Origin of the sequence: Curtobacterium flaccumfaciens (genome assembly GCF_013359815.1) — a bacterium.
GTDB lineage: Bacteria > Actinomycetota > Actinomycetes > Actinomycetales > Microbacteriaceae > Curtobacterium > Curtobacterium flaccumfaciens.
The window spans coordinates 18,748-38,067 of the sequence record NZ_JABMCF010000033.1 but is presented as its reverse complement, the minus strand read 5'-3'; the positions used below and the strand labels follow the sequence as shown (position 1 = coordinate 38,067).

Here is a 19,320-nt window from a genome sequence, read left to right as displayed (position 1 = left end):
CACCGTGCAGCTCGCAACGCCGGACGGCACCGCGATCCGGCTGGCGGACGTCGAACTCGCAGCGATCGGCACCGACGTCGTCGTCGGGAACGCCACGACCGACGATGACGGCGCCGCGACGTTCACCGGCATCCCCGCACCGGACACCGTCACGGTGACGACGCGGCAACTCCCGCCGCACGGAACGGAGACCTACGCCCCCGGACTCCGCTCGGGCATCGCCGTCCGCGGCGGCTCGACAGTCGCGGTCACCGTGCCGCTCGTGATCGGTGCCACGGTGCAGGGCGATGTGGTCGGCCCCACTGGACCCGCCGCCGGTCGCCTGATGTACGCCTGGAACGAGGACACCTCGCAGGTGTTCCGGACGACCTCGGACAGCGCGGGCCAGTACCGGTTCGTCGGGTTGAGCACGGGGAAGTACCGCATCGAGGCCTACGCCAGCGGAACGGCGTCGCCCGCCGTCTGGAAGACCCGGGTGTACCAGCAGCGAGGAACGCTCCCGGCGTCCCGAGTCACCTTGTCACGGCACTACGCACACAGCGACTACGACCTGATCGTCTACGCGGCCTCGGCGTCCCGCAGCCCGTCGGCGCAACTGAGCGGCGCGACCGTCACGGTGACGAACGCGACGACCGGTGCGTCGTTCTCGACCCGGTTCTCGACGCTGCTCGACAGCGAGCAGACGGCGCAGTTCCAGATCCCCTCCGGGCAGTACGTGGTGGAACTCCGGACCGTGGCGACGACCGCAACGACGGCGCAGGTGCTGTGGCTCGGACGTCCGGGCGGCGTGTACCGGTACGTGGCCGACCGAGCGCAGGCCGTCCCGGTGAAGGTCGTGTTCGGCGGTCACGACTTCTGGGGCGGCGCCCTCGGGTGATCCGGACCCAGCACCATCCCCAGCCCAGGACTGGCCGGACGCGGTTGGCTGCGTGACTGCACGAGGTCGCGTGAGCAGCAACGGACAGGAGGCGCGGTGCCAGCTGGCACCGCGCCTCCTGTCCCGCACACGGTCGCGGACACGCGACGGTGGCGTCGCCACCTTCTACATGTCGTCGATGAGACGGAGCGTGGAGCCGTCGGGCACCGTCTGGTGTTCGACGTAGTGCATGAACACCGGCGCAGCCTGGTCAGCCGTGAACAGCTCGGCAGGATGCCGAGGCTCGTGCGCAGCCTGCACGTCGATGGTCTCGGTGAGCGGTTCGGTGAGGTCGTGGTCACGGCCGACGACGTAGAAGCGGTACTCCCCGTCGTCCTCGCGACGGCGCAGCTCCACGCTCATCTTCTCGGCGGTGCCACCGGCCTGCAGGTAGGAGTTGCCGTACTGCTCCTCAGTCTTGTCGGGGTTGAACATCCAGTCGGCGTCGTCGGGACACCACCAGAGCCTCCACGCGAAGTGCTCGTCGTTGTCAAGGAGGCCCAGCATGCGGCGAACCTGGTCAGGCATCGGCCGGAAGGTGTCCCGCAGGATGCTGCTGATGTGGCTGTTCGATTCTTCGATGATCATGTGTCACTTCACTCGTTGGTAGTTGACCAAGGTGATCTTGATGCGTTCCCAACCGCAAGCCGGCCGCACCGGCGACGGTGCCCGTCAACTGAGAACGCCCCGCCGGCCGAAGCCAGCGGGGCGTCCCCATGAGTCAGACCAGGATCAGAAGTCCCAGTCCTCGTCCTCAGTGTTCACAGCCTTGCCGATGACGTACGACGAGCCGGACCCCGAGAAGAAGTCGTGGTTCTCGTCCGCGTTCGGCGACAGGGCGGAGAGGATGGCCGGGTTCACGTCCGTGATGTTCTTCGGGAACATCGGCTCGTAGCCCAGGTTCATCAGCGCCTTGTTGGCGTTGTAGTGCAGGAACTTCTTGACGTCCTCGGTCAGACCGACCTCGTCGTAGAGGTCCTGCGTGTACTGCACCTCGTTCTCGTACATCTCGAACAGCAGCGAGAACGTGTAGTCCTTGAGCTCGTCGCGCTCGGCCTGCGTGAGGGTCTCGAGGCCCTTCTGGTACTTGTACCCGATGTAGTACCCGTGGACGGCTTCGTCACGGATGATCAGGCGGATCAGGTCGGCGGTGTTCGTGAGTTTCGCGCGCGACGACCAGTGCATCGGCAGGTAGAAGCCCGAGTAGAACAGGAACGACTCGAGCAGCGTCGAGGCGACCTTGCGCTTCAGCGGGTTGTCGCCCTGGTAGTAGTCCATCACGATGGACGCCTTCTTCTGCAGGTTCGGGTTCTCCTCGGACCAGCGGAAGGCCTCGTCGATCTCACGCGTCGACGCGAGGGTCGAGAAGATCGACGAGTAGGACTTGGCGTGCACCGACTCCATGAACGCGATGTTCGTGTAGACGGCTTCCTCGTGCGGGGTGATCGCGTCGGGGATGAGCGACACGGCGCCGACGGTGCCCTGGATGGTGTCGAGCAGCGTCAGACCGGTGAACACACGCATGGTCAGGGTCTGCTCGGCCGGCGTCAGCGTGTTCCACGACTGCACGTCGTTCGACAGCGGCACCTTCTCGGGCAGCCAGAAGTTGTTGACGAGACGGTTCCAGACCTCGACGTCCTTGTCGTCCTGGATGCGGTTCCAGTTGATGGCCTGGACCCGATCAATGAGCTTCAGCTTCTCGACCAACGTGTGTTCCTTACAGAGATGGTGACTAAGTGACGGACTGGAGGCGCGGTGCGGGTTGGCACCGCGCCTCCAGGGAGCAGAGCGGCAGCTCTACAGCATGCAGCTGACGCAGCCCTCGACCTCCGTGCCCTCCAGCGCGAGCTGGCGGAGACGGATGTAATAGATCGTCTTGATGCCCTTGCGCCATGCGTAGATCTGCGCCTTGTTGATGTCACGCGTGGTGGCGGTGTCCTTGAAGAACAGCGTCAGGGACAGGCCCTGGTCCACGTGCTGCGTCGCCGCGGCGTACGTGTCGATGATCTTCTCGGCACCGATCTCGTACGCGTCCTGGTAGTAGTCCAGGTTGTCGTTCGTCATGAACGGCGCCGGGTAGTAGACGCGGCCGAGCTTGCCTTCCTTGCGGATCTCGATCTTCGACGCGATTGGGTGGATCGACGACGTCGAGTGGTTGATGTACGAGATCGAACCGGTCGGCGGGACGGCCTGCAGGTTCTGGTTGTAGATGCCGTGCTCCTGGACGGACGCCTTCAGCGCCTTCCAGTCGTCCTGCGTCGGGATCGTGATGTTCGCGTTGTCGAACAGCGAAGCAACACGAGCAGTCGCGGGCGTCCACGTCTGGTCGGTGTACTTGTCGAAGAACTCACCCGACGCGTACTTCGAGTCGCGGAAGCCGTCGAAGGTCTCGCCAGTCTCGATCGCGATCTTGTTCGACGCACGAAGGGCGTGGAACAGCACCGTGTAGAAGTAGATGTTCGTGAAGTCGATGCCCTCTTCGGAGCCGTAGTAGACGCGCTCACGAGCGAGGTAGCCGTGCAGGTTCATCTGGCCGAGGCCGATGGCGTGCGACTTGTCGTTGCCGTCCTCGACGGAACGCACCGAGGTGATGTGCGACATCTGCGAGACCGAGGTCAGGCCGCGGATGGCGGTCTCGATGGTCTTGCCGAAGTCGGGCGAGTCCATCGTCAGCGCGATGTTCAGGGAGCCGAGGTTGCAGGAGATGTCCTTGCCGATCTCCTTGTAGGACAGGTCCTCGTTGAAGGTCGTCGGGGTGTTGACCTGCAGGATCTCCGAGCACAGGTTGGACATGTTGATCCGACCCTTGATCGGGTTGGCCTTGTTCACCGTGTCCTCGAACACGATGTACGGGTAGCCCGACTCGAACTGGATCTCGGCAATGGTCGTGAAGAAGTCACGCGCCTTGATCTTCGTCTTCTTGATGCGCGAGTCGTCGACCATCGCGCGGTAGTTCTCGGAGATCGGGACGTCGCCGAAGGGGACGCCGTAGACCTTCTCGACGTCGTACGGCGAGAACAGGTACATGTCCTCGTTGTTCTTCGCGAGCTCGAACGTGATGTCCGGCACGACGACGCCGAGCGACAGCGTCTTGATGCGGATCTTCTCGTCGGCGTTCTCGCGCTTGGTGTCGAGGAACTTCATGATGTCCGGGTGGTGGGCGCTGAGGTAGACCGCGCCGGCACCCTGACGCGCACCGAGCTGGTTCGCGTAGGAGAAGGAGTCTTCCAGCAGCTTCATCACGGGGATGATGCCCGAGGACTGGTTCTCGATCTGCTTGATCGGGGCGCCGGCCTCGCGGATGTTGGAGAGGAGCAGGGCCACGCCGCCGCCGCGCTTCGAGAGCTGCAGCGACGAGTTGATGCCGCGCGAGATCGACTCCATGTTGTCCTCGATGCGGAGCAGGAAGCAGGAGACGAGCTCGCCGCGCTGTGCCTTCGCCGTGTTGAGGAACGTGGGGGTCGCGGGCTGGAAGCGGCCAGCGACGATCTCTTCGACCAGGTCGATGGCGAGCTGCTCGTTGCCCTGGGCCAGGCCGAGGGCGGTCATGACGACGCGGTCCTCGAAGCGCTCCAGGTACCGCTTGCCGTCGAACGTCTTGAGCGTGTAGCTCGTGTAGTACTTGAACGCGCCGAGGAACGTCTGGAACCGGAACTTCTTCGAGTACGCCAGGTCGTTGAGTCGCTGGATGAAGTCCAGCGAGTACATGTCGATCGTGGCTTTTTCGTAGTACTCGTTCTCGACCAGGTAGTCGAGCCGCTCCTTCAGGTTGTGGAAGAAGACGGTGTTCTGGTTGACGTGCTGCAGGAAGAACTGCTTGGCGGCCTCACGATCCTTGTCGAACTGGATGTTCCCGTCCGCGTCGTAGAGGTTGAGCATCGCGTTGAGGGAGTGGTAGTCCATCCCCGTCTGCGGCGACGTCAGATCGACGTCTGCAACTGCTGCGTCCAAAATGCATCCAATCCTGAGTTGACCGCCGACACGTCGTCAGGGGTCCCGAAGAGTTCGAATCTGTAGAGAAGGGGGACGTTGCACTTCTGCGCGATGACGTCCCCTGCGAGGCCGTACGCCTCGCCGAAGTTCGTGTTGCCGCCCACCACCACGCCGCGGATCAGCGAGCGGTTGTGGGCGTCGTTGAGGAACTTGATGACCTGCTTGGGGACTGCACCCTCGCCGTTGCCGCCACCGTAGGTGGGCAGGACCAGGACGTAGGGCTCGTCGACGTGCAGGAACGGTTCGCTCGGGTAGAGCGGGATCCGGTCCGCGTCGCGGCCGAGCTTCTCGACGAAGCGCGCGGTGTACCCGGACACGCTCGAGAAGTAGACCAATCGGCTCATGGTGCGCTCCTCTGGAGAAGGTGCGGACAGCAGATCGTGCAGTAGGTGTGTTCCCCGGCCCCGAAGGGGCCGGGGAACACACCTAGAAAGTCACGCCAGTTCGGCGCTGAGCGTCGCGATCTTGTCGGGGCGGAAGCCCGACCAGTGGTCATCGTCCGTGACGACGACGGGGGCCTGCATGTAGCCCAGGCTCTTGACGTGCTCGAGGGCTGCCTCGTCGGTGGAGACGTCGTGCACTTCGTACTCGATGCCCTTGTTGTCGAGGGCCCGGTACGTCGCGGTGCACTGGACGCAGGACGGCTTGGTGTAGACGGTGACGGCCATGTTCTCCCCTGGTTTCTGGGCCTGATTCCAGGTCCGAAGTTCGTGTGCTGTGCTGCGGATGACGTTACTACATCGCCACTACATCTTGTGCTCGCGGAGTCAAGCGACCACAAGAGGAAGTGTTACACGCCTGTAGTTCTCCACAACACCATCCACAGTCCGTGGATTCCCGAGGCCCGGTTTTCCGCCACTCTGTCACCCGCCACCGACACTCCCCACAGGCGAGGCGCGTGGTTGTGCACGTGTGTGCAGAACGATGAAATTGGGAGAGCCGTCGGCGTGTCTTCGAGCGGCGTGCTCCGACACGACGGCCACCTCCCCAGGACGGGGGACACCCCCGTCCGGCCGGTCCGTACACTCGTCTCGTGAGTACGTACGGGCCCCTCCTGAAGACCCCTGGCGTGGGTCGTGTCATCGCCGCACAGCTCACCGCACGGTTCCCGTTCGGCATGCTGTCGCTGGCCTACCTGCTGCACGTCGAGCACGTGTTCGACTCCTACGGCGCCGCCGGTCTGGTGCTCGCGACGACGAGCATCGGGCAGGCGTTGGCCGGACCCCTGACGAGCCGGTGGATGGGCAGCTGGGGCATGCGCCCCGTCCTCATCCTGACGAGCATCGTCGCGCTGATCAGCATGGTGGTCATCGCGTTCGTGGTCATGCCGCTCTGGGGCTACGTGGTGGTCGGGTTCCTCGGCGGCCTGGCGGTCCCGCCCGTGCAGCCGGCGGTGCGCACCATCTACCCGAAGATGGTGACGTCGGCGCAGCTCACACCCCTCTTCTCCCTCGACGCCAGCGCGCAGGAGCTCATCTGGGTCGCCGGCCCGGTCATCACCACCTTCGTCGCCACCCAGGTCGGCACGGTCGAGGCGATCGTCGTCGCGATGGTCTTCCTGGTCGTCGGCGGCGCGTGGTTCATCGCCTCCCCCGAGCTCGGCCGCGTCCGCATCCCCCGTTCCAAGCGCGCCTTCGGTGTCGTGCTGAAGCGCCCCGCCGTCGTCGTCGCCACCCTGACCGGTCTGCTCCTGATCGGGGCATGCGCCGCGGTCGAGGCGAGCGTCACCAGCGTCTTCGGCGAGGGCAGCCCGAACGCCGGCATCGTCCTCGCGGTGTTCGCGGTCGGTTCGCTCGCCGGCGGCCTGGCGTTCGGCCACCGCCCGATCTCCCGCAACACCCTGTGGACGCGCATGGCCGTCGTCTTCGTCGGCCTCACCCTGGCCCTCGGCGGCACGGGCTTCTGGTGGCTCTGCCTGGCCCTGGTCATCGCGGGTGTGGGCATCGCGCCGGCCCTCGCGGTGATGTTCGGTTCGGTCTCCGCCACCGTCAAGTTCTCCGACACCGCCGAGGCCTACGGCTGGATGGGCACCGGCCAGCTGATCGGTGCCGCCGGCGGTTCGGCGATCGCCGGCTTCCTGATCGACGGCAGCGGCCCCGTCGGCGGCTTCACCGTCGGCGCCGTGATGGCCGGCCTGGGCGTGCTGCTCCCCCTGGCGATGCGCAGCTGGCTGCCCGACCTGCGCGGCCGTGACGCCAGCCCCCTCCCCGACACCGAGCCGGTGCACCTGCCGACGTGAGCGGGCGGCGGCGGGTGTCGGTGGGCGCGCGGCGGCGGGCGGTTTCGGGCGTACCTGGTCGAATCGGGCGTACCTGGTCGGAAGTTCTGACCAGGTACGCCCGATTCCACTCGCCATCGCGGCCGCTATGGGAAGGAACGTGCGTCCGGCGTACGGGTCGCGTTCTCCACAGATGGCCTGGAGGCCCGGCGCACGCCCGCCAGGCACCGGCAGGATGGGTGCATGGTCACCTCAGTTCCCCTGCGCGACGGCCGCTCGATCCCCGCGATCGGCTTCGGCGTCTACAAGGTCGACGATGCCGAAGCGGAGACGGCGGTCGGCCTCGCGCTGGACGTCGGCTACCGGCACGTCGACACCGCCGAGATGTACGGCAACGAGACCGGCGTCGGCAAGGCGATCCGGGCCTCCGGGCTGGACCGTGACGACGTCTTCGTGACGACCAAGGTGTGGAACGACCACCAGGGGCGCGACGCGACCCTGCGGGCATTCGACGGCAGCCTCGAGCGGCTGGGGCTCGACGCCGTCGACCTCTACCTGATCCACTGGCCGGCCGCCGCGAACGACCGCTACGTCGAGACCTGGCGCGCTCTGGTGGAACTGCGTGAGTCAGGGCGGGCACGGAGCATCGGTGTCTCGAACTTCCAGGTGCCGCACCTGCAGCGGCTCATCGACGAGACCGGCGAGGTGCCGTCACTGAACCAGGTCGAACGGCACCCGTGGCTGCCGCAGCGCGAACTCATCGCGTTCCACGAGCAGCACGACATCGTGACCGGGGCGTGGTCGCCGCTCGGTCGTGGGCGCCTGATCGACGAGCCGGTGCTGACCGGCATCGCGGATGCGCACGGCGTGAGCGTGGCGCAGGTACTCGTGCGGTGGAACGTGCAGCAGGGCGTGGTCGTGCTGCCGAAGTCGGTCACGCCGTCCCGGATCCGCTCGAACCTCGACGTCGACGGCTTCGTGCTGACCGACGACGAGCTCGCAGCGATCGCGACGCTCGAGTCCGGGCAGCGGACGGGCTCCCACCCGGACTCGGTGTCGTAGCCGGGCGGGGTACGCACTGTTCAGCCACAGCGAGTGATGGGCCGTACTGTCGAGGGGTGATCGATCCTCAACAGACCGCCCGTGAACACCTGCGCCCCGATGAGCACCTGTACTGGGCCGGCACGAGCGATCCGGCCAGGCTCCTCTCGGGCCGCGACGGCTTCCTCATCCCGTTCTCGCTGCTCTGGTGCGGATTCGTGGCGTTCTGGACCGTCTCGGCCGTGACCAGCGGAGCACCGCCCTTCTTCTTGGTCGTCGGGTCGCTGCTCACACTGATGGGCCTGCACCTGCTCGTCGGACGGTTCCTCGTGAAGCGGTACCGCAAGCGGACGACCGTCTACGCCGTGACCGATCGCCGGGCCCTCGTGATCACCCCTCGCGGCACGCGGGAGGTCCCGATCGGCCGCACCGATCGCACTGTGAGCTGGACCGGCGACCGACGGCGCTGCAACGTCGAGTGGGACGCGACGGGAGGCGGACCGGGATCGATGCTCTTCGGGTGGGGAACGAACGCGAAGGTCTACGCGAACACCGGTCTCGACGGCTTCTTCGGGCCACAGCCGATGGCGTTCTGGGACGTCACCGATGGCGAGGCTCTCGTGCGCGAACTCGACCGGACGTCGAGCTAGCCCCGGCGGTCCTCCTCGGACTGCCACGGCAGGTGCAGGTCACCCGGTTCGGGCTCGACATCGCCGGCGTCGTCCGCGCCGCCCGTCCCGGGGGCCGCGATGACCTTGGACGGGTCGATACCGTCCGCACGCAGGTCGGCGTCGTCGCGTTGCTTCGTCTGGGACGCGTCCATCTCGCGCTCGCTCGACGGGCTGTACGACGTGTCCGCTGCTCGCTGCTCGCGTCCGCTGACCCCGTCGACGTCGTCGCTGTGCGCGGCGTCGCTGTGCGCGGCGTCGCGGAGCGCGTCGTTGCGTGCGCGGTCGTCGGACGGTTCGGGGCCGGGGGCATTCGGGATGCTGTCGCTCATGGGGTTTCCTCCTGCAGCGGACGGTAGTCCTCGGCCCCGTGTAACGAGTCTGGCTCGGTCCGCTCCCCGCACTCGATGACGTCCCTGGCCCCCGGTACGCTGCCGACGAGGGGGAACGATGGGACGAACACGGACCGCGACGACCGCGGTGATCGGCTCGGCACTGGTGGGGCTGCTGCTCGCCGGGTGCACGGCGTTCGGCGGCGACGGCGCGATCCCGACGCCGACGCGACGGGCGTCACTCGACCGAACGGACCGAAGCCAGAGAGCGGACCCGACTCCGACCGCACAACAGGTCAGCACGCCGCAGGTCCTGGCGGCCGGCACGGTCGCCGCCGAGACCGATGTCGTCTCGGCGAGCGGTGACACCCGGATCCACGTTCGGGTCGTCGCGAACGAGAGCGGCACCTTCGACGCCGAGTTGTCCGGCTACCACACGACGAACCCGCAGTGGATGAGCTTGGAGTTCCGCGGTGGTGACGCTGACGGTGGCGGCGACGCCAGGGGGTACCGCGCCGGAGTCGTCATCTGGGACCCGGAGACCGGTGCACCGGACTCGGTCGGACTGTCCGAGGCTGGGTCCACTCCGGACTTCCTGCACAGCGTCGCGCTCGTGCCGGCGCCGTCTGATGACGGGGACGATTCCGGACGCACCGGCATCGGCTCCGTGCTTGCAGTTGCTCCGTTGCGCTGGACGATCCCCGACCCGTACCCGCACCTTCAGGTCGACGTGGGCGCAGCGCGGCCCGGGGCAAACGGATGGGTGCACGAGCGTGACAGCGTGCCGGTGTCCTACCAGGTGTCGAGCGACGACGCGCAGGTGACCGTCGCCGAACGCTTGGGCATCACCGTCGCGCAACTCCGCTGGCTGAACCCGTCGCTGCAGACGGGAGCGGGCGACCAGCTCATCACGGACACCGATCTCAACCTGGATTCCGCAGCGCGCTGATCCGGTCGCCGCCCCGCCGCGCAGAGCCCGTCCGTACGGTCGGTTACGGTTGACCAGCACTCGCGAGCACTCGGCACCACCAGGAGGTCCCATCGTGACGATCGTCGCCGCCGCAGACGGCTCAGCCCTCGGCAACCCCGGCCCCGCCGGGTGGGCCTGGTACGTCGACGACGACCGGTGGGCGGCCGGCGGCTGGCCCCGCGCGACGAACAACATCGGCGAGCTCACCGCCGTGCTGCAGCTGCTCCGCGCCACGAAGGACACCGGCGAGCCGCTGCACATCCTGTGCGACAGCCAGTACGCGATCAAGGCGTGCACCGAGTGGCTCGCCGGCTGGAAGCGCAAGGGCTGGCGGAAGGCCGACGGCAAGCCGGTCCTCAACGTCGAGATCATCAAGGAACTCGACGCGGAACTGCAGGGCCGCAAGGTCACGTTCGAGTGGGTCCGCGGCCACGTGGGTCACGAGATGAACGAGGCCGCCGACGTGCGTGCCCGCGGTGCCGCCACCGCGTTCCAGAACGGCACCGACGTGCCGCACGGTCCCGGCTGGCCCAACGTCGAGGTCCCCGAGCCGTCCGCGCTGCCCGACGCCACCCCGCCCGCGACCCTCTTCTGACCCTTCCGCCAGCAGCCCGTCCGGTTATATACTCCTCTGTATAGCGGAGGTGATCGGCATGGCAGTGACGACGATCGATCTCGATCCACGCGTACTCGATGATGCGAAGCAGCTGACCGGTGCCCGGTCCAACCGCGAGGTCGTGCAGAGAGCACTCGAAACCCTCATTGCGGTGCGGCGACAGCCCGCCGCGGTCGAACGCATCATCGCGCGGGACTTCAGCGCCGACCCTTCCGCGGCTGACGAGCTCCATCCCTGATGGCGACGTACATCGTCGACAACTCCGTCTGGTGGAAGGCGCACCGTTCCGCGGGGATCGCACGACGCCTTCGCGAGATCGCGACGCAGGACTTGATCATGACCTGCCCGCCGCAGGTCCTCGAGTACTGCCATTCAGCACGCACCGGGCCCGACCACCAGGGACACCGCGATGACATGGACGCCTTCCTCGAAGCATCAGAACACCCGGACGTCCAGGATGTGACGAGCATCCAGAACGCTCTCTGGAACAACGGCCACGTCCGCGGAGCCGGACCGATCGACGTCCACATCGCTGCCTATGCCGTGCGCAACGGGGCAACCGTCCTCAGCTCGGATCGCGACTACGACCACATCGCCGACGCGGTCGCCGATTTCCGGCACGAGTACCTGCCGGAGCACTGACCGCGGGTCAGTAGGTCCCGTCGCGCCGATCCTGGCGGGTGATCTGCTCCCCCGACGCCGGGTCGACGCCCGAGCGCGTGGTAGTCGTGGTGCGGCGACCGCCGAAGGCCACGGCGAGGCTGATGATGAGCAGCACGACACCGGCTGCCATCAGGATGTAGCCGATCAGGCGGAGGTCGATACCGGCGAGCTGGATGTTCAGCGCGAAGGCGACGATCGCGCCGATGACGATCAGGGCGATGCTGGATCCGATGCGCATGACGCAGTCCTCTCGGGTGGGGGTGGTGCCGGAGACGGTACACGTCCGACAACCCCAGCGCCGGAGCGCCCCGACCCGACGCTCGCGCCGATCAGTCGACGTCCACCTCGGCCCACCCGTCGAACCGCCCGATCTCGGTGACCCGCACGACTGCCTCGCCGACCTCGTCCGAGGCGTCCAGGTCGATCGTCGCTGAGAACCCGAAGTCCTTGTCGCCCTCGGGGTCGGCGAAGATCTGCCGCGCCTTCCAGACCCGGGGTGATGCGGTGGCGCCGCTCTCGTCGAGCACCAGGTACTGCATCGAGCGCGCGTCGGCATCGGTGCCGATGGTGTCGTGCTCCTCGTAGTACTCCTCGAGCACGTTGTCCCACGCGGCCCGGTCGAAGCCCGCGCTCGCGTCGAGTTCCCCGAGCCCGTCGATGTCGTCGGCCGCGGCGAGCAGCACCCGCTGGAACAGGGCGTTGCGCACGAGCACCCGGAACGCCCGCGGGTTGCCGGTGAGCCGTGCGGGCTGCGGCGGCGCGATCTCCTCGTGCTCCTCGGACGCCAGCAGGACGTCACCGTTGAGCAGCGCCTCCCACTCGTCGACGAGCGAGGAGTCGGTCTGCCGCACGACCTCGCCCAGCCACTCGATCAGGTCGTCGAGCTCCTGGGTCCGCTGTTCCTCGGCGATCGTCTGTCGCATGGTCCGGTACGCGTCGGACAGGTAGCGGAGCACGAGCCCCTCGGAGCGGGTGAGCTGGTAGAAGCGCACGAAGTCGCCGAAGGTCATCGCGCGTTCGTACATGTCGCGGACGACGGCCTTCGGGGACAGCTGGAAGTCGAGCACCCAGGGCTGTTCGGCGGCGTACGCCTCGTACGCGGCGGTCAGCAGCTCGTCCAGCGGCTTCGGCCAGGTGACCTCCTCGAGCAGCTCCATCCGCTCCTCGTACTCGATCCCCTCCTGCTTCATCCGGGCGACGGCCTCGCCGCGCTCCTTGAACTGCTGCTGCGACAGGATCGCCCGCGGGTCGTCGAGCGTGGCCTCGACAACCGAGACCATGTCCAGCGCGTACGTGGGAGAAGAAGGGTCGAGCAACTCGAACGCGGCGAGCGCGAACGGTGACAGCGGCTGGTTGAGCGCGAAGTTCGGCGCGATGTCGACGGTCAGGCGGTAGGCGCCGTCGACCTTCTCGATCACCCGCGCGTTGATGAGGGTCCGGGCGATGACGAGTGCCCGCCGGGCCATCGCGAGCTGCCGCGAGCGCGGTTCGTGGTTGTCGTAGACCAGCGACCGGACCTCCGCGAAGGCGTCCCCGCCGCGGGCAACGACGGACAGCACCATCGCGTGCGTGATCCGCATGCGCGAGACCATCGGCTCCGGCTCGGCGGCGATCAGCCGCTCGAACGACGCCTGCCCCCAGGACACGAAGCCCTCGGGCGCCTTCTTCCGCTTGATCTTGTTCTTCTTCTTCGGGTCGTCGCCGGCCTTGGCGACGGCGCGGGCGTTCTCGATGTCGTGCTCGGGTGCCTCGGCGACGACGTCGCCCTCGGTGTCGTACCCGGCACGTCCGGCCCGGCCGGCGATCTGGTGGAACTCCCGCGCGGACAGCTGGCGCATCTTCGTGCCGTCGAACTTCGTCAGCCCGGTGAACAGCACGGACCGGATCGGCACGTTGATCCCGACACCCAGGGTGTCGGTGCCGCAGATGACGGGCAGCAGGCCGCGCTGGGCGAGCTGCTCGACGAGTCGTCGGTACTTCGGGAGCATGCCGGCGTGGTGCACGCCGATGCCCGCCCGGATCAGGCGCGACAGGGTCTGTCCGAACCCGGCGCTGAACCGGAAGCCGGCGATGGCGTCCGCGATCTGGTCCCGGCGTTCGCGCGAGGCGACCTTCGCCGACATCAGCGACTGCGCCCGTTCGAGTGCGGCGGCCTGGGCGAAGTGCACGATGTAGATCGGCGCCTTGCCCTCCTCGAGGAGCCGCTCGACCGTCTCCTGCACGGGCGTCATCACGTACTGGTACTCGAGCGGCACCGGCCGCGAGACACCGGTCACGCGGGCGGTGGGCCGACCGGTCCGGCGGGACAGGTCGTCGGCGATGGTCGTGACGTCGCCGAGGGTCGCCGACATGAGCAGGAACTGCGCCCGCTCGAGCACGAGCAGCGGCACCTGCCATGCCCAGCCTCGGTCGGGGTCGCCGTAGAAGTGGAACTCGTCCATCACGACGACGTCGACGTCGGCGTCCGGTCCCTGTCGCAGCGCCAGGTTCGCCAGGATCTCGGCGGTGCAGCAGACGATCGGGGCGTCCGCGTTGACGCTCGAGTCGCCGGTGACCATGCCGACGTTCTGTGCACCGAACAGCTCGACGAGCTGGAAGAACTTCTCGGACACCAGCGCCTTGATCGGTGCCGTGTAGTAGCTCCGCTTGCCCTCGGCGAGCGCGGCGAAGTGCGCGCCGGCCGCAACGAGCGACTTCCCGGTGCCGGTCGGCGTGCTCAGCACGACGTTCGCGCCGGACACGAGCTCGATGACCGCTTCGTCCTGCGCCGGGTACAGCGGTCGGCCGCCCTCCGCGGCCCAGGCTGCGAAGGCCTCGTAGACCTCGTCGGGGTCGACGACGCCGTCCACCGCCGCCGGGATCGCGGCGACGAGCGGGGGCACGGTGGTGACGTCGGTCATGTGCCCATCCTCCCAGGTGCGCATGTGCCGGACGGGAGGCCCGTGGCGGCGCCGCCACGGGCCTCCCGTCCGCCCCGGCGCCGACTCAGGCCCATTTCGATACGTGCGCATAGACTCGCGACATGCGCGAACTCGGCTTCCTCTCCTTCGTCCCGAACCACGGCGGCACCGACGGCGCCGCCGGCGCCCTGGAGGACGGCCTGCGCCTGTTCGAGACCGCCGAGTCGCTCGGCTACGGGACGGGCTGGGTGCGCGGACGGCACTTCGAGCCGTACCTGACGAGCCCGATGACCTTCTTCGCGGCAGCCGCGCAGCGCACCAGCACCATCGCGTTCGGCACCGCCGTGCTCGGCATGCGCTACGAGGACCCGGTGCGCCTGGCCGAGGACGCCAGCACCGTCGACCTGCTCAGCGGTGGCCGGGTGCAGCTCGGCATCAGCACGGGCATCGCCGGGTACGGCCCGATCCTCGACCCGGTGTTCGGCACGGTCGACCGCAGCTTCCGCGACGAGGCCGAGGCCCGCGCCGCACGGCTGCTCGAGGTGCTGCAGGGCGAGCCCCTCGGCAGCGCCGGCAAGGGCTACGAGAGCATCCCCGCCGGGGCCGACCTGACCCTGCAGCCGCTCAGCCCGGGCCTGCGCGACCGCGTGTGGTGGGGCGGCGGCAGCATGGGCACGGCGGTCCGCACGGCCGAGAAGGGCCTCCTGCTGCACTGCTCGACCCTGAACACCGAGGACACCGGCGCCCCGTTCGCCCAGGCGCAGGCCGATCAGATCGCCGCCTACCGCGAGCGGTTCGTCGAGTTGCACCCGCAGCGCGAGTCCAAGGTCGCCGTGGGCCGGATCGTGGTGCCGCTCCTCGACGACCACGACCGCGAGGTGCACGAGGAGTTCCTGACCGGGTACGCCTCCGGGATGGACGACGAGGGTCGACCGCTCTCGGGCACCCCGCCGTTCCGGTTCAGCAAGGTCGTGTCCGGCGAACCGGCGGCCATCGTCGACGCCCTGCTCGCCGACCCGGCGGTCACCGCCACCGACGAACTGGTCATCACCCTGCCGGCGAACGGCGACCGTGCGGCGCACGAGCGGATCCTGCGCATCGTGGCCGAGGAGATCGCCCCGGCGCTGCGGGCCTGATCGCTGCGGTCCCGCCCCGCACCACCACCGAGAGTCAAGGGCATCCGGCAGGGCTCTGATCGAGTTGGTGAGGCCCGAGAGTCCTGCCGGATGACCATCTCGTCCCTGATCCGCACGAGATGGTGCACCCATCGTTCCACCTACCGAGCGGTTTGTCACACCGTTCCGCGCACCTGGGACGTATGAAGTTGACCAACTGTCACTCGTTTTTCCGGACCGGGACGAAGTGCGGCAACCGGTTCACCGGTGCGCATCGGGGCCGGAACGACGAATGCGTCCCCGCGCGGACGCGGGGACGCATTCTGGGACGCACCGGGGAGGCCAGGGCAACAACGGCCGGATCAGGAGACCGAGTCGCTCACCCAGCGACCCCGTAGTCGGTGCGTGCGCGGACGGTAACCAGCCGACTCGCGCACATAGATGCTACTGAATGGAGTTGCGAGCTGCGCGGAAACCGGACGACTTCGTCACTCCAGTTCGAGGGACGTGGTTCCGGCGTCGTCGACGACCGAGGCGCCGACGTGCAGCGTGAACGTCCCCGACTCGTACTGCCACGAGCCGTCCCAGTGGGCGAAGGCACGCGCCGGGACCTCGATCGAGACCTCCGTCGAGGCGCCTGCCGCGAGCCGGACCGGGGCGAACCCGACCAGCCAGCGCACCGGGCGGTCCACCGCCGACTCCGTACGGGACGCGTAGACCTGCACGACGTGCTTGCCGGCCCGGTCGCCCGTGTTCGCGACGGTCGCCGTGACGATGACGGCGTCGCCCTCGCGCACGGTCGGGGTCGCGGAGACGCCCTCGATCGACCACGTGGTGTAGCCCAGGCCGTGCCCGAACGGGTACGCCGGCTCGGTGCCGGCGCGGAGCCAGGCCCGGTAACCGACGTGGACGCCCTCGTCGTAGGCGACCTTCCCGTCCACCGGGGTGACGTCGAGCACCGGGACGTCGGCCATCGCGACCGGCCACGTGGTGGGCAGGCGGCCGCCGGGCTCCTGCGCCCCGGTCAGTACATCGGCCAGGGCGTTGCCGTACTCCTGCCCGCCGAACCAGGTCAGCAGCACCGCGGCGACGTCGTTCCGCCACGGCATCTCGACCGGCGACCCGGCGTTCACGACGACGACCGTGTTCGGGTTCGCCGCGGCGACCGCGCGCACCAGGTCGTCCTGGTGACCGGGGAGTGCCAGCGAGGATCGGTCGTAGCCCTCGGACTCGACCTTGGAGTTCGTCCCGACCACGACGACGGCGACGTCCGCACCACGGGCGGCGTCCACCGCGGCCTCGATCAGCACGGCGGGGTCGTCGTCCGACGGCTCGGTGCCGAACTGGTACGCCAGCACCCCGCCGAGCGTCTCGTCCTGCACGATGTCGTACTCGATGCGGATCGCGACCTGCTGTCCCGCTGTCACCTCGACCGGCACCGACCGCGCCGGCGGGTTGAGGAACGCGGCACCGAGCTGGTCGCCCTCGAACGGCACGTCCTCGTCGAGCAGCAGTTCGCCGTCGATCCACATGCGTGACCGTCCAGCCGCGCCGATGCCGAACCGCACGGTCCCGGTCGACTCGGCCGTGTAGGTGGTGGTGATGTCGAGCCGGTCAGCCTCACGGGTCGGGGCGTCGCCGCCGAACCAGAACAGTGCCGTCGCGCGGCGGTCCTCGACGAACAGCTCCTCGCCGTCCTTGACGAAGGCGACCCGGGCGCCGGGCTCCCCGGTGCCGGGGTTCGTGATGGTGGACAGCGGGAACTCCGCGATGCCCTCCTGCACGACGGCGCCGATCGCGTAGTCCACGCTCGCGCCAGGGAACGCCGAGCGGATGCCGTCCAGCGGCGACACGACCTGCGACGGCACGACCGTGGCCGAGCCACCGCCCTGCGTGCGGGCCTGGTCAGCGTTGTGCCCGATCACCGCGATGCGCGACACCGCGGGGGCGTCGAGCGGCAGGACACCGGTGTTGCGGACCAGGACGGTGCCCTCGGCCTCGGCCTCGCGCACGAACGCGATGCCGTCCTCGACGTGCACGGGAGACGTGGCGACGGGCTCGAAGCCCTCGAGCGCGCCGACGCGTGCGGCCAGGGTCAGGATCCGGCGGACCTTGCGGTCGATCGCCACCATCGGCACCTCGCCGGACTGCACGGCGGCGAGCAGCGGGCCCTCGCTCCACCACGGGTTCGGCCCGGGCATCGCGACGTCCTGCGACGCCTTCGCCGAGTCCACGGAACGCACCCCGGTCCAGTCGGACACGACGATGCCGTCGAAGCCCCACTCCGAGTTGAGCGGGGTCTCGAGCAGGTCGTTCTCCGACGCCGTCACGCCGTTGATCGCGTTGTACGACGACATGATCGCCCAGGCGTGCGCCTCGGTCACGGCCTTCTCGAACGCCAGCAGGTACAGCTCGCGCAGCGCGCGGTCCGACACCTCGGTCGACGCGGTGAAGCGGTCGGTCTCGTAGTCGTTCGCGATGTAGTGCTTCGGGGTGGCGGCGACACCGTTCTCCTGCACGCCGTCGACGTACGACGCGGCCAGGTCCCCGGTGAGCACCGGATCCTCACTGAACGCCTCGAAGTGCCGGCCGCCGAGCGGGGACCGGTGCAGGTTGATGGTCGGGCCGAGCACGACGTCGACGCCCTTGCGGCGGGCCTCCACCGCGGCGGCGGCGCCGTAGCGCTTCGCGATCGCACGGTCCCACGATGCACTCAGCGCGGTCGCCGACGGCAGGTTCAGGGACGGGTCACGCTCGTCCCACACCTCGCCGCGCACGCCCGATGGTCCGTCGGACATCAGGATCCGGCGCAGCCCGATCTTCTCGATGGGCCAGGTGGTCCAGAAGTCACGTCCGGTGAGCAGCTGCACCTTCTCGTCGGTGGTCAGCTGGCCGAGGAGCGCATCGATGCGCTCGGTCAGCGGCGTCGACGGACTGGAGGCGGTGCTCGCGTCGTTCACGGTGGTCACGGTGGTCGGTCCTCTCGTTCAGGGCCGCGGGGCGCCGCCTGGACGGCCGGGGCCTCGTCGCCCACACCCACCATCCACCGGGTTCGCCGCCCGCGCTGGCAGCTCCTGCACCGTACCACCGAAAACCAACCGTTGCTTGGTTTTCTCGGGTCTCCTGCGGGCGGTACAGTCTGGCCATGGCACGACGGGGTTCGTACGCAAAGGGCATCGCGAAGCGCGAGGAGATCCTCACGGTCGCGCTGGACCTCGTGGCGTCCCAGGGCTTCCGGCGGACGAGCATCAAGGACATCGCCGACGCCGTGGAGCTGACCCAGGCCGGCCTGCTGCACTACTTCGACTCCAAGGACGAGCTCTGGGTCGAGATCCTCCGCCGGCGCGACGAGCTCGACCTCGCGCACGACTGGCAGGCCGCGGACCCGGCGGCCCTGCTCGCGGCGATCGTGCGGCACAACGCCGAGGTCCCGGGTCTGGTGCAGATGTTCGTCAACCTGTCCGCCGCCGCTGCCACCGACGCCGAGCACCCGGCGCACGAGTACTTCCGCGAGCGCTACGAACGCAGCCGCCGCGTGCTGTCCGCCGACTTCCGCACCATGCAGCAGGACGGTCGACTTCGTACCGACATCGACCCCGACGAGCTCACCAGCGTGCTGCTCGCGGTGTCCGACGGCATGCAGATCCAGTGGCTCTTCGACCCCACCCGCGACATGGCCGAGCACGTCGAGCTCGTCGCCCGCCTCGCGATCGCCCAGGTCGCCCCCACCGCCTGACGGGCTCCCCCGCCCCGCCCGAACCAGGTTCCGGACACAGCACCGCGCGATCCCGTGGTGTGGTGTCCGGAACCTGGTTCCGCAGTGGGGTACGGACAGGGCCTGGTCGCGTCAGGTGCGGCGGGGCAGGATGGTCGATGCCCGCCAGGGTG

The 19,320-nt window shown here is 68.4% G+C and carries 19 protein-coding genes; 10 read left to right on the top strand and 9 right to left on the bottom strand.

All coding sequences use genetic code 11. The features are described from left to right. Nucleotides 1–4 precede the first annotated feature (4 nt). The gene (locus HP445_RS18860) at nt 5–877 is read left to right on the top strand and encodes a carboxypeptidase-like regulatory domain-containing protein (protein ID WP_164941187.1); all 873 of its coding nucleotides are present in this window, start codon (nt 5–7) and stop codon (nt 875–877) included. 165 nt (nt 878–1,042) lie between these two features. Here the strand turns inward: HP445_RS18860 and HP445_RS04625 are convergent, their stop codons facing one another. The 5 genes from HP445_RS04625 to nrdH form a co-directional block, all read right to left on the bottom strand. Then, nucleotides 1,043–1,504, bottom strand: coding sequence for a hypothetical protein (locus tag HP445_RS04625; RefSeq protein ID WP_128780702.1), 462 nt, complete (start codon nt 1,502–1,504; stop codon nt 1,043–1,045). Between the two features lie 144 nt (nt 1,505–1,648). After that, nucleotides 1,649–2,623, bottom strand: coding sequence for a class 1b ribonucleoside-diphosphate reductase subunit beta (gene nrdF, locus HP445_RS04620; RefSeq protein WP_017886894.1), 975 nt, complete (start codon nt 2,621–2,623; stop codon nt 1,649–1,651). Nucleotides 2,624–2,713: 90 nt separating this feature from the next. Beyond that, a complete protein-coding gene (nrdE, locus tag HP445_RS04615; protein WP_110864196.1) occupies nt 2,714–4,819 on the bottom strand; it encodes a class 1b ribonucleoside-diphosphate reductase subunit alpha in 2,106 nt (701 codons plus the stop codon). A gap of 17 nt (nt 4,820–4,836) precedes the next feature. Then, complete coding sequence (gene nrdI, locus HP445_RS04610; protein WP_027465945.1) at nt 4,837–5,253, bottom strand: class Ib ribonucleoside-diphosphate reductase assembly flavoprotein NrdI; 417 nt, start codon at nt 5,251–5,253, stop codon at nt 4,837–4,839. 90 nt (nt 5,254–5,343) lie between these two features. Beyond that, nucleotides 5,344–5,577 (bottom strand): glutaredoxin-like protein NrdH, encoded by a 234-nt coding sequence (nrdH, locus tag HP445_RS04605; RefSeq protein WP_017886897.1) that lies wholly within the window; start codon nt 5,575–5,577, stop codon nt 5,344–5,346. Between the two features lie 365 nt (nt 5,578–5,942). On the opposite strand from nrdH, the gene HP445_RS04600 reads away from it, so the two are divergent. The 3 genes from HP445_RS04600 to HP445_RS04590 all read left to right on the top strand — a co-directional run bounded on the left by HP445_RS04600 (nt 5,943) and on the right by HP445_RS04590 (nt 8,818). Next, complete coding sequence (locus tag HP445_RS04600) at nt 5,943–7,148, top strand: MFS transporter (RefSeq protein ID WP_071405882.1); 1,206 nt, start codon at nt 5,943–5,945, stop codon at nt 7,146–7,148. A gap of 222 nt (nt 7,149–7,370) precedes the next feature. Beyond that, nucleotides 7,371–8,189, top strand: a complete 819-nt coding sequence (locus HP445_RS04595) for an aldo/keto reductase (RefSeq protein ID WP_128780701.1) — start codon at nt 7,371–7,373, stop codon at nt 8,187–8,189. A 56-nt stretch (nt 8,190–8,245) separates the two neighbouring features. After that, nucleotides 8,246–8,818 carry a hypothetical protein gene (locus HP445_RS04590; RefSeq protein ID WP_128780700.1) on the top strand — a complete coding sequence of 191 codons (573 nt, stop codon included), beginning with the start codon at nt 8,246–8,248 and terminating at the stop codon, nt 8,816–8,818. Here the strand turns inward: HP445_RS04590 and HP445_RS04585 are convergent. Continuing rightward, the gene (locus tag HP445_RS04585; protein WP_128780699.1) at nt 8,815–9,168 is read right to left on the bottom strand and encodes a hypothetical protein; all 354 of its coding nucleotides are present in this window, start codon (nt 9,166–9,168) and stop codon (nt 8,815–8,817) included. The two genes, HP445_RS04590 and HP445_RS04585, sit on opposite strands and share 4 nt — an antisense overlap. A gap of 118 nt (nt 9,169–9,286) precedes the next feature. On the opposite strand from HP445_RS04585, the gene HP445_RS04580 reads away from it, so the two are divergent. The 4 genes from HP445_RS04580 to HP445_RS04565 all read left to right on the top strand — a co-directional run bounded on the left by HP445_RS04580 (nt 9,287) and on the right by HP445_RS04565 (nt 11,396). Next, a complete protein-coding gene (locus HP445_RS04580) occupies nt 9,287–10,117 on the top strand; it encodes a hypothetical protein (RefSeq protein WP_128780698.1) in 831 nt (276 codons plus the stop codon). 94 nt (nt 10,118–10,211) lie between these two features. Next, entirely contained in the window at nt 10,212–10,733 is a 522-nt protein-coding gene (locus HP445_RS04575; RefSeq protein WP_017886904.1) for a ribonuclease H family protein, read from the top strand. Between the two features lie 58 nt (nt 10,734–10,791). Further along, entirely contained in the window at nt 10,792–10,992 is a 201-nt protein-coding gene (locus HP445_RS04570; protein WP_111232839.1) for a type II toxin-antitoxin system VapB family antitoxin, read from the top strand. After that, nucleotides 10,992–11,396, top strand: a complete 405-nt coding sequence (locus HP445_RS04565; RefSeq protein ID WP_027465940.1) for a PIN domain-containing protein — start codon at nt 10,992–10,994, stop codon at nt 11,394–11,396. The genes HP445_RS04570 and HP445_RS04565 overlap by 1 nt, the downstream gene beginning before the upstream one ends. Nucleotides 11,397–11,403: 7 nt before the next feature. Here HP445_RS04565 and HP445_RS04560 read toward each other — a convergent pair whose 3' ends face one another. Beyond that, nucleotides 11,404–11,655 (bottom strand): DUF6458 family protein, encoded by a 252-nt coding sequence (locus tag HP445_RS04560; protein WP_027465939.1) that lies wholly within the window; start codon nt 11,653–11,655, stop codon nt 11,404–11,406. Nucleotides 11,656–11,746: 91 nt separating this feature from the next. Next, a complete protein-coding gene (locus tag HP445_RS04555) occupies nt 11,747–14,317 on the bottom strand; it encodes a DEAD/DEAH box helicase (protein ID WP_128780697.1) in 2,571 nt (856 codons plus the stop codon). A 122-nt stretch (nt 14,318–14,439) separates the two neighbouring features. Between HP445_RS04555 and HP445_RS04550 the strand changes: the two genes are divergently transcribed. Further along, nucleotides 14,440–15,453 (top strand): LLM class flavin-dependent oxidoreductase, encoded by a 1,014-nt coding sequence (locus HP445_RS04550; protein ID WP_128780696.1) that lies wholly within the window; start codon nt 14,440–14,442, stop codon nt 15,451–15,453. Between the two features lie 467 nt (nt 15,454–15,920). Here the strand turns inward: HP445_RS04550 and HP445_RS04545 are convergent, their stop codons facing one another. Continuing rightward, a complete protein-coding gene (locus HP445_RS04545; protein ID WP_128780695.1) occupies nt 15,921–18,401 on the bottom strand; it encodes a beta-glucosidase H in 2,481 nt (826 codons plus the stop codon). A gap of 176 nt (nt 18,402–18,577) precedes the next feature. On the opposite strand from HP445_RS04545, the gene HP445_RS04540 reads away from it, so the two are divergent. Continuing rightward, complete coding sequence (locus HP445_RS04540; RefSeq protein WP_110864205.1) at nt 18,578–19,168, top strand: TetR/AcrR family transcriptional regulator; 591 nt, start codon at nt 18,578–18,580, stop codon at nt 19,166–19,168. Nucleotides 19,169–19,320: the final 152 nt, after the last annotated feature.